Origin of the sequence: Pedobacter heparinus DSM 2366 (assembly GCF_000023825.1) — a bacterium.
Taxonomy (GTDB): Bacteria; Bacteroidota; Bacteroidia; order Sphingobacteriales; family Sphingobacteriaceae; genus Pedobacter; species Pedobacter heparinus.
The window spans coordinates 2,278,342-2,291,449 of record NC_013061.1 but is presented as its reverse complement, the minus strand read 5'-3'; the positions used below and the strand labels follow the sequence as shown (position 1 = coordinate 2,291,449).

10 protein-coding genes are annotated in these 13,108 nt (G+C 37.3%); 2 read left to right on the top strand and 8 right to left on the bottom strand.

Annotated features, from left to right (window positions below; all coding sequences use genetic code 11):
• Positions 1-10: 10 nt before the first annotated feature.
• The 3 genes from PHEP_RS09865 to PHEP_RS09855 form a co-directional block, all read right to left on the bottom strand.
• The gene (locus PHEP_RS09865) at positions 11-3,316 is read right to left on the bottom strand and encodes a SusC/RagA family TonB-linked outer membrane protein (RefSeq protein ID WP_015807805.1); all 3,306 of its coding nucleotides are present in this window, start codon (positions 3,314-3,316) and stop codon (positions 11-13) included.
• 134 nt (positions 3,317-3,450) lie between these two features.
• The gene (locus PHEP_RS09860; protein WP_015807804.1) at positions 3,451-4,659 is read right to left on the bottom strand and encodes a FecR family protein; all 1,209 of its coding nucleotides are present in this window, start codon (positions 4,657-4,659) and stop codon (positions 3,451-3,453) included.
• A gap of 94 nt (positions 4,660-4,753) precedes the next feature.
• Positions 4,754-5,323, bottom strand: a complete 570-nt coding sequence (locus PHEP_RS09855; protein WP_015807803.1) for an RNA polymerase sigma-70 factor — start codon at positions 5,321-5,323, stop codon at positions 4,754-4,756.
• Between the two features lie 449 nt (positions 5,324-5,772).
• Between PHEP_RS09855 and PHEP_RS09850 the strand changes: the two genes are divergently transcribed.
• Positions 5,773-6,831, top strand: a complete 1,059-nt coding sequence (locus PHEP_RS09850; RefSeq protein WP_015807802.1) for an acyltransferase family protein — start codon at positions 5,773-5,775, stop codon at positions 6,829-6,831.
• A 61-nt stretch (positions 6,832-6,892) separates the two neighbouring features.
• Here the strand turns inward: PHEP_RS09850 and PHEP_RS09845 are convergent, their stop codons facing one another.
• Genes PHEP_RS09845 through PHEP_RS09825 form a run of 5 tightly spaced genes read right to left on the bottom strand, consistent with a single transcriptional unit; the run spans position 6,893 to position 11,396 of the window.
• Complete coding sequence (locus tag PHEP_RS09845) at positions 6,893-7,741, bottom strand: DUF707 domain-containing protein (protein WP_015807801.1); 849 nt, start codon at positions 7,739-7,741, stop codon at positions 6,893-6,895.
• Positions 7,742-7,782: 41 nt separating this feature from the next.
• The gene (locus PHEP_RS09840) at positions 7,783-8,223 is read right to left on the bottom strand and encodes a hypothetical protein (RefSeq protein ID WP_015807800.1); all 441 of its coding nucleotides are present in this window, start codon (positions 8,221-8,223) and stop codon (positions 7,783-7,785) included.
• Between the two features lies 1 nt (position 8,224).
• Positions 8,225-9,667: a GMC oxidoreductase gene (locus PHEP_RS09835; protein WP_015807799.1), complete on the bottom strand. Its 1,443-nt coding sequence runs from the start codon at positions 9,665-9,667 to the stop codon at positions 8,225-8,227.
• Between the two features lie 20 nt (positions 9,668-9,687).
• Positions 9,688-10,722, bottom strand: coding sequence for a UbiA prenyltransferase family protein (locus tag PHEP_RS09830; protein ID WP_015807798.1), 1,035 nt, complete (start codon positions 10,720-10,722; stop codon positions 9,688-9,690).
• A complete protein-coding gene (locus PHEP_RS09825) occupies positions 10,722-11,396 on the bottom strand; it encodes an HAD family hydrolase (RefSeq protein WP_015807797.1) in 675 nt (224 codons plus the stop codon). Before PHEP_RS09825 ends, PHEP_RS09830 begins: the two co-directional genes overlap by 1 nt.
• 75 nt (positions 11,397-11,471) lie before the next feature.
• Between PHEP_RS09825 and PHEP_RS09820 the strand changes: the two genes are divergently transcribed.
• A complete protein-coding gene (locus PHEP_RS09820) occupies positions 11,472-13,100 on the top strand; it encodes a glycosyltransferase family 39 protein (RefSeq protein ID WP_015807796.1) in 1,629 nt (542 codons plus the stop codon).
• Positions 13,101-13,108 lie beyond the last annotated feature (8 nt).

The following is a 13,108-nucleotide window of genomic DNA, read 5'->3' as shown; positions in this document are numbered from 1 at the left end:
ATCATTTTAGTTAGAATGTTAGCTGCATACCAACCGTAAAAACCTGAAGCGTTGGTAAGTTATTTATACTTGATGTTTCAGGATCTAAACCCTTGTACGGTGTGATTGTAAATAGATTTTGCCCCTGAAAAAAAACTTTAGCACTGTTCAATTTTATTTTTTGAATTAGTTTTTCTGACAAGTTATAAGACAGGGAAATGTTTTTTAATCTGATAAATGACGCGTTATCAATAGCATAACTTCCTCTTGAAGTTGCATCCAGCTGACTGTTACTGGCGGCTGTAAGTGTGCTGTATTTTTGATAAGGAGCAGGATCATCCTGGGTTCTCCATCTGTTAAGTACAAAATCAGGTTGGTTTCGTGTAGGAATGCCTGTTGCAAAGCTACCAGCAGTTGAAAAGCCATTTAAATACCCAGCTCCGGCTTGTTTTACAAATTGACACAGGACATCCAAGGCAAAACCTTTATATGTAAATGAATTTTGCAGCCCTCCATAATATTTCCTGCCAGTAAAAGTGACAACATAACGATCTTTAATGTCTATAAGACCATTTTTGTCAAAATCTTCAGCAGCATATAATCCGGTTTGGGCATTCACACTGGTTTTATACAACTTTTGAATGGCAAGGGGCTCACCGATCACATATTGATTAGCATACGTGCTTTTTTCTAGGTTAGGAAACTCGATTAATTTGTTTTTTGGTATCGTAAAATTAAAAGATGTAGACCACTGAAATGATTTGGTCGATATATTTTTTGTCATGAATTCAAATTCCCAACCCGTATTCCCGATTGTAGCGTCCAGATTGTCGGTTATACCAGAAAACCCTGTTATGTATGGAAGTTGAACTGAAACCAGTTGATTTGAAGATCGGTTTGAATAGTATGATAGGGATAAATTAATCCTATTATTTAAAAGACCAACGTCAAATGCAGCTTCAGCTTTTTTATTAACTTCCCATGCATAATCAGGATTTGCAATATTTCCTGGGAACATAGTTGTAACTCCCTGATAACTACCCGAAAGAGGTTTCCATAATTCCAAATAACCATAAGCTGATATTTGATCATTTCCTGTAATACCAAAACTCCCCCGAAGTTTAGCAAAACTTACAAAGGGAAGATGCTCCTTAATAAAATCCTCCTCACTAACGATCCAGGCTATCCCTGCTGCACCGAAATTTGCAAAACGATTGTTAGACCCAAAACGGCTGCTGCCATCTCTACGTCCAGTCAAATTAATGATATACTTATCCTTCAAGTTGTAGTTAATACGGCCAAACAATGCCATATACCGGTATTTGGAATAGGAAGCACTTGCACTATAAACAGATGCAGCCGCTATATTCCGCATTAAAACATCGCTGTTGTAACCAGATCCTTCTACAATTTGCCCGTCTAGTACACCCTGTTGAAATGTAACACCCAAAAGTGCATTGAATTTACCATTACCAATTTTTCTTGTATAATCAACCTGAGATTCAAATGTCCAATTATTTGTCGAGTTGTTGCTAAATTTTGAAATTCGCTGTTCAGGCCCGGGACTATTAGCGGGATTATAAGTAGATAATGGCTGACTGTTAAACTCTTTCCTATCCATAATTGTATACCCAAAACGAGCTTTTAATTTTAAATCAGGAATTATTTTGTAATTCAGCGCTGCGCTGGCAATAAGATTGTTGGTTTTTGCTTCATATGGCTTTTGAAGCTGTGCCAATGGATTCGACCCCATTGTGTTATCTCCCCAATTTATAATTCCTTCATCAGTTAATAAGGAAGGGTAATGTGGTGGCAATCTGATAAAAGGAGTAAGATCATTAAGAAAAAGATTACTATTTATCTGGCTATAATTTACATCGAAAGATGAATCGAACTTTTGATTGTCCGAAGTATATTGTAAGCTAAAATTACCTGAACTTCTCTTATAGGTTTGGTCACCGGGATACACAGTTCCTTCACTGTAAAAATTACCACCAATTAAATAAGTAATATTACCTGCTCCTCCTGAAAGTGAGGCCAATATGTTTGTTGTAGGAGCTGAACCGCCAATCAACTCATCTTGCCAGTCTGTGTACCTATTTTGATCCCAGGTACCATTGATATCATAATCTGTAGTAGAAATTGCCAGGTTATCATTCCCTTTTGCTTCTTTACGCATTTCTATATACTGCTGCGTATTCATAAGTTTCAATTTTCTTCCAACTTTGGATATACCTTGATTAGCAGAAAAAGATACACTTGATTTTCCTGCTTTTCCTCTTTTCGTGGTGATCAGAATTACACCATTAGCACCTCTGGAACCATAAATAGCTGTGGCATCAGCATCTTTCAGCACTTCAATGTTTTCGATATCTGCAGGGTTGATATTGGCCAAAGGACTTGCATTTGGTGTTATTACCCCAACAGGTGGTGCTAAACTTGTTGCAGTGAATGGAACGCCATCTATGATGTAAAAGGGCTCATTTCCTTGAGTTAAGCTATTTTGGCCCCTGATTCTAACAGAAAAACCGCCCCCTGGAACACCTGTGTTTTGTATAACCTGTAAGCCTGGTACAGTAGCCTGCATAACCTGTAACACATTGTTTATAGGTTGCTTTTCAATTTCCTTTGATGAAATTCTGGAAATAGATCCAGTCCTTTCTTTATCTGTAACAGTATAGTACCCAGCATTGATTTCCACCTCTTCTAATTTATCGGTACTCGGTGTTAATTTGATAATGGAGATATTTTCAGCAGCCTTTATTTCCCGCGTCTCATATCCTAAAAAAGAGATAGTCAGGGTAGCATCCTCGGCAACTTTTTTTAGCAGAAACTCTCCATTAGAATTGGTGGAGGTAGTGGACAAGCCGTCTTTTATTTTTATAACCGCCCCCACTAGGGGCTGATTGTTTTCATCTACCACCCGACCACGTACGTCAATTCTGGTAAAAAAATCAATAACCTTGTCGAGAAGTAAGGCCTTGCGTTTTTTTATAATAACGGTCTTATTCCCCAGTTCATATTCCAGAAGCTGTCCTTTTAAGCACCTGTCAAGCACTGTTTTCAGGGGCTCATTGTTCGCTGTTATACTAATTTTTTCAGTATCGTTTAATGTACGATCGCTATATAATATATCATAACCGGTTTGGGCGGTTATACTTTTGAAAACCTCCTTGATCGGAACATTTTTTTTGTCCAGGCTGATCTGGGCCTTACCGGCGGCACTTACGTGGACTAGGGTTATTGCGATGATGAACGTGGTAAATTTCATGATCCGCAGGATTTGAATCAGATAGCGGTCACTTGGGCCGCATCCAATTTGGTTATAAAAATTCATTACCTTTGGTTTTTAGTTTGGGTTTAGAAATTGCTTGTCGTAATACATTTAAGTAAGGGCATAATCCAAACGATTTGCCAGGGGTAGGTCGAAGCACTCCTGGCTATTTTTTGAATTCCCTTTTTTGAGTAGAGTTATTCGGTCACAGATATCCTCCTTCCTGTGATTTTAAATTTCACTTCATTTGTTTTCTGCATTTGTTCCAAAAGGGTCGAAATGTTATCAAACCTGCTTATACTTCCGGAAAATGTATGCGCTGCTATATTATCAGCTACACTGATATCAACATCGTACCAGCGAGATACCTTACGCATAATCGAACTTAACGACTCGCGGTTAAAGATAAACTTGCCATTTTTCCAGGCTACGGCTTGTTCCGGATCTACTTCCTTTACACTAATACCGGTGCTACCCGTGACAAAGGCTTGTTGATTTGGTTTTATAATTACACTACCTGTTTCACCTTCTTTCCCCGAAGGCCCGGGAGCAGCCACCTTTACACTTCCTTCTAACAAAGTAGCTCTTGTGCTATTTTCATCGTCATAAGCACTAATGTTAAAATGTGTGCCCAATACCGTTGTTGTCAAATTTTTGGACTTTACTACAAAGGGTTGATTTTTATTCCTAAATACTTCAAAGTAGGCTTCGCCACTAAGTTCAACTTTTCGTATGCCGCCACGCTCATTTAGCGGCGCAGTATAAGTTAAACTCGATGCGGCGTTTAGCCACACTTTACTGCCATCAGGCAAACGCACCTGATAAGTTCCACCCCTGGGGGTGGTAAGGGTAAGGCTTCGTCCAGCCCCGTCATCTCGACCGTATGGGAGAGATCTCTTGTCTGTGCTATTCAAGAGATTCCTCTCTTCGTTCGAAATGACGGGTGTGTTATCATTGTAGGTTAATTTTGAAGCATCAACAATTACCCCGGTTTTAACATCGCTTAGGACTATGGTTTTACCATTTGCAAGGGTAAGGGTTGCGGTGTTTTTACCCGGGGCAATGTCGTTTGCATAGTTTGCAGAGCCAGAACCAGGTTCAGGATTACCTGGCGCTTTAAAAAAGAATACCCCAAAAACAATGGCTGCTACCGCAGCGGCTACGCCGATGATACGAGACCAAAGTTTTATCTGGCTTTTTCTTGCATGACCGTGCAACTGATTATAAATCTCCTCCTGGGTTTCAGTAAGCATCTCTTTCCTTTGTTGCGCATTCAGTTCTGCCCATGATGGATATTTTAGCTGATAGGCATTATAGTAAGCATTGTACAATGCGATTTCCTTTTCTGAAGCTGTGCCATCTGCTACTTTTCCTGCAATCTCAATATACTTATCTTCCTCCATCATCAATTGAATTTTGGCTTTATACCTGTAAGGCACAAAAAATAAACGTACCCCCCAGGTTGTGTTAAAATAATTTTAAAATAATATGAAGCTGTTGTTATAGAAAGAAAAACATTAGTGCACTGCCGGGGCCAAGTTTCTCTTTTATTTTTTTTAGGGCTATAGTCATCTGGTTTTCCACGGTCTTTTCGCTAATGCCCATTTGTAATGCAATTTCCTTATTACTCAGTTGTTGATAGCGGCTTAACCTGAATATTTCGCCATACCTGCCAGGAAGCTGATCTGCTAAACTTTTTATGAAATCTGATAATTGGCGAACCTCTATGGCATTTTCTTCATCATCGCTGCTAAGCTCTACCGTTGATAGTTCCATAAAAAATCCTTTACCGATCTTATTGTCGCGAATGTAGTTGGCGGTTTTAAATTTTACCGCAGTTAACAGATAGGCCCTGCAGTTAGAGATATTCAAATGTAACCTGTTTTGCCAAAGCCAAATAAATATATCCTGTATAACGTCTCGGCAGCTGTCCCGGTCACGGAGTATGTTATACGCCGATCCATATAAAGCATCGGCATGCCGGTGATATATTTCGTTAAAGGCAGAGTAATCTTCCGCTTTTATCAAAACAAGCAGTTCCTGGTCAGTGTAAGTACTGTAATCACCCATTCCCTTAGTATTTTTCCCTATTAAAATTACTGAATATTTTCTGCAATTGTATAGATAAATTCATATTACCTGGTTAAAATTTAGAAGATTTATTTTAATAGTGTATGGTTAACACTCAGGTATTTAATCCTAAAAACAGGTTTTGAGTTGCATCAAATCCTGTTTTTAAAAGAAAATAAATTTCATCAGGAAATAGATTTATAACCTAGGCACATGTATTGCACAAAGCCTGCAGATGGCTTCGGAGATGGGGTACTTTTTTCCGAAGCCATCTGCAGGTAATCTGCTTTCTGTATGCTTTCTGCCCAAGGTAGTGGGATTTGTGAAACTGGTTTTTGGACAATCTTTTTATCTATAATGGAAACTTTATATTAAAGTGTATATTTATAAAAGGGAATTTATCAATTAACATAACCATGAAAATTTCAATAGGAAATATTTAATTTCACATGAAGAAACATTTTGAGATTTTAGATGGCCTCAGAGGATTAGCTGCTATCATCGTTACTATCTATCATCTTTTAGAAGGCATAGCTGGCACTTATGATGTTAATCCCTTTCATCATGCCTACCTGGCTGTCGATTTCTTTTTTTTGCTCTCTGGTTTTGTAATAGGGCATGCATATGATAGCAGATGGGATACGATGACAATTTCGCAGTTCCTTATGATCAGACTACAAAGGTTACATCCGTTGGTTGTACTGGGAACAGTTATCGGCGCTTTGACCTATATATATGATCCTTTTGTAGGGAACAATCAGCAGGTTGGTACTGTTGCAATTGCTGTAGCATTTATACTTGGAATTCTGCTGGTGCCGGCTCCTACGTTACCAAATCGGTGGCATGAAACCCACTCTCTAAATGGGCCAGCCTGGTCTTTGTTTCAGGAATATCTGATTAATATATGCTATGCTTTTTGGGGTAGAAAAATGAAAATCAAAACATTGGTAGTATTTGTTGCCGGATCGGCCATTGCTTTAACTATTACTGCTGTTCATTACGGAGATCTTCAGGGCGGTTGGTCATGGCAAAATATCTGGGTGGGACCAGTGAGGGTGACCTTTCCTTTTTTTGCAGGTTTGTTAATTTATCGCCTGAATTTATTGGTCAATATTAAATTTCCTTTCCTATTAACATCTTTACTTTTGCTTGTTGTATTTGTCGTACCTCATATTCCTCGTTTTAGAACTAATGGGCTGTTTGATGCGGCCTGTGTAATCCTGGTATTTCCTTTAATTATTTCAATTGGCGCAGGTAGCCATGTTAAAGGGAAGCTCGCTGCCACATGTCTTTTTATGGGCCAGATATCTTATCCGCTCTACCTACTTCATTACCCGTTTGTCCACCTTTATATTCATTGGGTTACAGATAAAAAACCAGGTAGCACAATGGCGGCACTTGTTGCCTGCATTTTAATACTTAGCCTGATAGTAGGGTCATGGATAATCCTTAAAGTTTATGATATTCCGGTAAGAAAAAAGCTGGCTTATTTTTTAAAAAGGCCATAGAGTTTTCTGTCTGCTTTCTGCCTAGGGGATTTGCCCGGGTATTTAGCAGCAGGGGTTTATTTTATTTCTCGTTAACCAATCCAAGACGATTTTTTACTCTTGATAATAAATCATAATCTATTATCTTCCGTTTTACAGTACCAAGTTCTCTGGATATAAGATTTGAAATTTTATAGGATAGACTATTATCAATTGATAAATATTTCAGCCGCCCGTATTCAACAAAATTTTCCTTTTTTGCGTTATATTTTTCTATAACACTCATCCACTCTTCATGCGGGTTTACACCGATTTTAACATACAACTCTCCACCACCTACCGGAAGGGTATGTTTCATGATTACGGAGTCGAAAATTATCATTTTATTTTTTTTATAGTTTAGAAGTTTTGACCACACTGCATCTAAACCCCAACTAGAACGGTTCTCTACAAAAGTTGGCAATACCAATTTTAATGTCTCTGCATTAAAAACTGGTGCCATTACTTCAATTTGCCCCACAAATCTTAAAAATGACCTGCTATCTTGTTTAAAAATTGGCCAGCTACAAAAAGAATCTGCAGATAATGCAGCACAACTAATATTGGAATTAAATGCTCTACTTAAATCGAAAAGCTGATTTATTGAATTTGTATCAATAAGTATATCATCGTCCAAAAAATAAAAATAATCATATTGATTTATCCAATCTGGTTTTAAAACTGTCAAGAGCTCATGTATCATTGCATATTTAAAACCCTTTAAATGAAAAAAATAATCTACATCTTCTGCTATGTTTGGATTATTGATTTGATCATGATAAAAAAGTAAGCAAATATCAAAATTACGGTTCTCACTATTCTTAAGCCAGGAATCTTTATATAAGTATGATTTATTTCCACACGGCGCTATGATAATATTTTTTTTGTTCATAAAACAATTAAATATGATAAACTAAGGTACGATTCTGGAATCTATTTCTTGTATAACTCATCAATTTCCTCCGGAGGATAAAGCACAAATGAATAAGGGTTAGGTACCGGACTTTTGTATGAGTTAAACAGGCCCAGGTAGTTAACAATCTTACTTTCGTCCGTTTTGTTGATAAAAAAATCACTCGATAGCAAATAATACTTGATCAGATCTCGTATACTATCAGATTTTTCCCAGTTAGATTTTGAATAATACAAGATTTTCCACTTTAGCGTAGTCACCGTATCGTTGCTAATGGATTTGAAATAATCTTCTATAAATGCATCAAAGCCTTTAGGTTCGAGTTTTAAATAAAACAATTCCCTTTTCAGAATGAGAGCCGCGTATTTTTTAAGATCAGACCCAAGGATGTAAAGTGACGAGGGTATGAGACATAAACCTACCCCAACCCCTGCTAATATTATAAATTTTCGTCTTTCCATGTTAAAATACTTTGTCGGCAGCAAATAAGGATAGGGCACATAAGGTGAGCGTGGGGTTTGAGGGGCCATAGGTGGTAAAAGCTCCTGCACCTAAAACAAATAGGTTCCGGTATTGATGATGGATCAGGTGTTTGTCTACTACCCCATTGTTTTTATCATTGCTCATCCGTGTCCCTCCAATGATATGTCCTTCATTGGGTTCTGTATCCTGGTAAATAATCTTCTCAACCGGTAGGCACGACAATACGCCGGGCAATTTCAATTTCATATTTTCTATACCTTTTAAAGCGTATTCGGACCTTTCTTTAAAATGAACTTCTGGTTTCAGTTTATTTGAGGTAATGGCTACATGATTGCTGTTTATGGGCAGATCTTCAAATACCATCCTGAAACTGGCTACATTTAAATATTTCCCTCTTTCTACTCTAATGTAATAGGGTGCGTTGTTTACCTCTATTAAACATGCTGCGAAGTCCTTTCTATGGTCCCCGTCGTATAACATATATCCGTTTGCGTTTACCCAGCTGCTTCCCCCAACATTTTTCAGGTCATCCAGATAAATTTGCACCTGCATGCCCAGCTGCTCCCCAATACCCCGGCCAGTTAAAGGGTTTTTGTCGCCTGCATTTAACAAAATATTAGAATTAAAAAATGGGTTGGCACCAAGCACTATCACCTCTCCAGAGGCAGACAGCTCTTTTCCGTCATGCTGAAAAAGTACATTTTTCACCATATCATTAACAGTTTCCAGGCTGTAAACATCACAACCGTATATAATCTCTATGCGTTTATCTTCATACACCCCCATATTTCCATTTTCTATGGTAAACTTGGCATTTACCGGGCAGGTATGGCAGGTGCTATAGGCCAGGCAACCGTTTCTATGAGCCAATTGCCGGCTTGCCCTGGCGGTGGGTTGGCTGATGTACTGGTTCCCATATTTATGATGTAATATTTTATCAACCAGGCTAAAGGTATGTGGAGGCAGCGGATACTTCCCTTTTCGGGGAAATGGGGTATTTTCTGGTCCGGATACAATCATCAGCTCTTCTGCCTCATAATAGTAGGGATCCAGCTCATTGTAACTTACCGGCCAGTCTTGCCCAACTCCGTATAAACTTTTTAGCTTAAAATCATTGGGCATAAACCGGGGCGTGCAGCCCCACCAGCAATTGGACGACCCCCCATGTGCCGTGGTAAACTGCCATACTTTTTTATCATTGAGGTTGACGATATTCTCCTGCCATGGCGAGGCATATTTTTGATAAGCTGATGGCAGTCCTTTTTCTACTTTGAGGCGTTCTGAATGAGGATAAAAATGACCTTTTTCTAAAACAAGTACCTTTTTGTTTTTGGAACCGGGTTTAGAAAGGTACTTTTTTAAAAAAAAACTCGAAGCAAATCCTGTACCTACTACAATTAAATCATATTGACTATATTTCATTCAACATTTAAGGTTAATGGCTAATAATTATAATTATTTGCATTTTGCAAGAACCAATGTAGCCATGGGATATCCACAAACATCAGAATACAAAGCAAGATGGTAAATAATACCAGGTACAGCATGAACCATTTTCTGGTATATAATTTTTCTGAGCCCTGGACCGGTGAATCATTGAGCAATCCGATCCTGAGATACCAGGAAAACAACAAAGCAAAGAATGGAAAGCTAACCAGTAACTCTATCCTGTCTTTAATCAAAAATATCCCTAAAAAAAATGCTGAGGTAATGGCATAAAAAAACATGGAGACCAGCAAGCTGTTTTCTGTATAAAATTTAAACGACCGGCGGTATTGTCCGGCAATTTCCGGATCTCCGATGAGCCTGTATTCTGCAAATCTTTTGGTGGCCATTAAAAATGCTCCTCCCATCCAGTAGGCAATGATAATACTTACCGGAGGGAAGGTATTGATCCAATCCAGATCCCATTTGGTATTAGGTACACCAAGGGATGGTGTAAAGATAAACCAGCCTGCTGCAAAACGGATGGGGTTATTAACAGATTCACTTAAAACATCTAAAAACACCCGGTCTTTGCTCCGAAATGGTTTAACGTTATAAATACCTCCCATAAACAAGAGGAAGCCAGCCATAAGCAGGAACTTAAGGGAAACAAGATAGGCCAGTGTTAGTCCGATTGTTGCTAACCCTACATATTCTGTGTACAAAATAACAGGATTAATCACTGTAACAACAGATGATCTTTTCTTCTTTAAGGGATGGTATTTATCAAATCCCTTATCCAGATATTCGTTGATGACGTAATTGGCAGAAGCGACCAGGCAGATGCTGATAATTCCTAAAACAATTTTGGATACTAAAAATGAAGTGAAGGGTGTTTTAAAAATGGAAAGTGCAAACAACATCCCAGGTACCATGAAAACATTTTTCACCCAGTTATCTGGCCTTGCTATTGCAATGTACTCATATAATTTAGCAGGTTTAAGGATATTGTTGTTGCTAACGGAAGCTTCAAATATTGTTTTATCACTCATCAATTTTTGTTTTGGGAGCTCAGTTTAGCGGATAGCTTCAGAAAAAAATTCTTAGGTGCTGTATTCTTATCTACCAGAAGAAAAGGTACACCTGCATTTTTTGCACATAAACCATCAAGTTCAAAACGGTCTCCAATATAAAGACTATTCTTTTTATCTATTTTCATTTTTGACAAAATTACTAATAAACCAGCTGGCAGGGGCTTAAAACTATTTACTATCTGATCAGTTGAACTGATTTCGAGATCGACGCCAATTTGCATAGATTTTAATTTTTCTCTGGAGTCATAATCAGAATAGGTGGCTGTTTTAATACCTGAGCTTCTCAGTTTTTCAATAAATTCGGAAACTCCGGGATACATACATGATTTAAGAAATGCATTTGGAATGCTAAAAATCCACTTATCTATCACCCTCTTCACTTCATCAATCTTCATCCCCAGTTTTTCAGCAGCCCATAAATATTGATCTTCCTGAAGGTTAACTGTGCTATAACCTGCTTTTCTTTCTCTTTCTTTTCTAAAATAAAAGATCGTTAAAAGCTCTTTATACAGCCAGGGTCTTGGTAAATAATAAGATACAATTTTAAAAAACATGATCTTTCTTAGCTTAGATTGTTGATATAATGTACCATCTACGTCAAAAACTACCAACTTTAAATCTTTGGGAAACATGTTTCTTATCATCGGGTTTAATGAAACATAAAAATATTAAAAATTTCTATATTGCGCACTTTATTCAATTAAAGAATGAGGATTTTAGTGGATAGAATTTATAATCAAAAGGAAAACATTTTAAAAACAGCAATTTTGATTATAAGCCTCTTGGGCATTGGATTAAGGATATTTCACCTTATTTACAACAGATCTCTATGGATGGATGAAATTTACTTGTGTTCAAGTTTTTTTCATCTGGACTACTTAGATCTTGCCGCCGGTACATTAGATTACGGACAAAAAGCGCCAATAGGTTTCCTATGGGCAGTTAAATTCATAACCAACATTTTTGGTTACAGCGAAATTTCATTTCGAATCATTCCTTTTATTTCAGGAATTGTTTCCGTTTTATTATTTATTAAAGTTTGCCGATATTTTCTTAAACCAGAGGCACAACTATTAGCAGTAGTTATTTTTTCGTTTGCTCCTGCAATGATCTATCATTCAACAGAAATTAAACAATATGCTACAGAATGTTTAGCAACTCTCCTTGCATTATATTTATTCACTATTTATGCCAATAAGACTGATTATAAAAGCATGTTACTCTGGGCAGCATTTGGAGCAGTTTTATTATGGTTTTCCTATTCTGTTATATTTATACTGACGGGAATGGCAATGGCAATAATTATCAATCATTTACTGAAAAAAAATCACAAGTCATTGTTAATTAACACATTGCCTTTTGTGACATGGATGATCAGCTTTTTAATTAATTACGTTTTTTTTACTTATAAACAGAAAGAGTCTGAATGGGTGGTATATTGGTTTAAAGCCTACGACTATTTTATGCCTTTTCCTCCGGTTGACCTTCAAGGATTCAAATGGTTTGGAAGAAATTTGCTTAGCATGCTGGATTACCCGTTAGGATTGAACTGGAATGTGAATGAGCCCCTAAACAACATGGCTAAGTTGTTATTTACCCCTATTGTTCCATTGATGCTGCTGTGTACAGGAATATATTCACTTGCCCGCAAAAATAAAGAAGTTCTGGGTCTGATTTTAATTCCATGCCTGTTAGTATTAATTGCATCAGGATTAAAATTATATCCACTTAGAGAAAGATTCTGGATGTTCCTTGCACCGATCTTTATTCTACTGATTGGTTTTGGATTTGAATATCTTAAATGCAAATTCAGATCTGTTAAAAAGATTGGGATGATTGTTTTGTTGCTCACTATAGCTGGTCCAATTATTCAATCGGCTTATTTCCTGGTTTATCCTGCAAAATTTTACAAACATAAGAAGTCATTTGAGCAGGAAGCGTTATCGTTTATCAACCGAAATTATAAGGATGGGGACATGGTGTATAATTATTGGAACAATTATCCTGGATATAATGTGTACAGGCAGATAAACACCTACCGTTATACTGCTATTCAGGGTAAAGATTACAGATTTGAGGTGCATGATTTAAATGCTTATAATCAAAAGTTGAAATCGGAATTTACACAGTTCAAAGGCGCAAAAAGACTATGGGTAGTTTTCAATACCCAATTTACGACTACCATTAATGACCTCGTAGATCAACCTGTATGGTATTATAAAGGTGATGTTTCACCTGTCATTAATTTCGAACGGCAAATTTCATCCCAGGGAAAATTGATAACCAAAATTGTATATTCAGACTTGACTGTTTGCTTATTTGAACTGATTCATTAATTCTCAAT

Excerpts from the sequence above, each read along its gene's own strand:
- PHEP_RS09835 (WP_015807799.1), bottom strand. The coding sequence starts at position 9,667 with ATGAAATATAGTCAATATGATTTAATTGTAGTAGGTACAGGATTTGCT.
- PHEP_RS09820 (WP_015807796.1), top strand. The coding sequence starts at position 11,472 with ATGAGGATTTTAGTGGATAGAATTTATAATCAAAAGGAAAACATTTTA.
- PHEP_RS09840 (WP_015807800.1), bottom strand. The coding sequence starts at position 8,223 with ATGGAAAGACGAAAATTTATAATATTAGCAGGGGTTGGGGTAGGTTTA.
- PHEP_RS09860 (WP_015807804.1), bottom strand. The coding sequence starts at position 4,659 with ATGATGGAGGAAGATAAGTATATTGAGATTGCAGGAAAAGTAGCAGAT.
- PHEP_RS09845 (WP_015807801.1), bottom strand. The coding sequence starts at position 7,741 with ATGAACAAAAAAAATATTATCATAGCGCCGTGTGGAAATAAATCATAC.
- PHEP_RS09830 (WP_015807798.1), bottom strand. The coding sequence starts at position 10,722 with ATGAGTGATAAAACAATATTTGAAGCTTCCGTTAGCAACAACAATATC.
- PHEP_RS09850 (WP_015807802.1), top strand. The coding sequence starts at position 5,773 with ATGAAGAAACATTTTGAGATTTTAGATGGCCTCAGAGGATTAGCTGCT.
- PHEP_RS09855 (WP_015807803.1), bottom strand. The coding sequence starts at position 5,323 with ATGGGTGATTACAGTACTTACACTGACCAGGAACTGCTTGTTTTGATA.
- PHEP_RS09865 (WP_015807805.1), bottom strand. The coding sequence starts at position 3,316 with ATGAATTTTTATAACCAAATTGGATGCGGCCCAAGTGACCGCTATCTG.
- PHEP_RS09825 (WP_015807797.1), bottom strand. The coding sequence starts at position 11,396 with ATGTTTCCCAAAGATTTAAAGTTGGTAGTTTTTGACGTAGATGGTACA.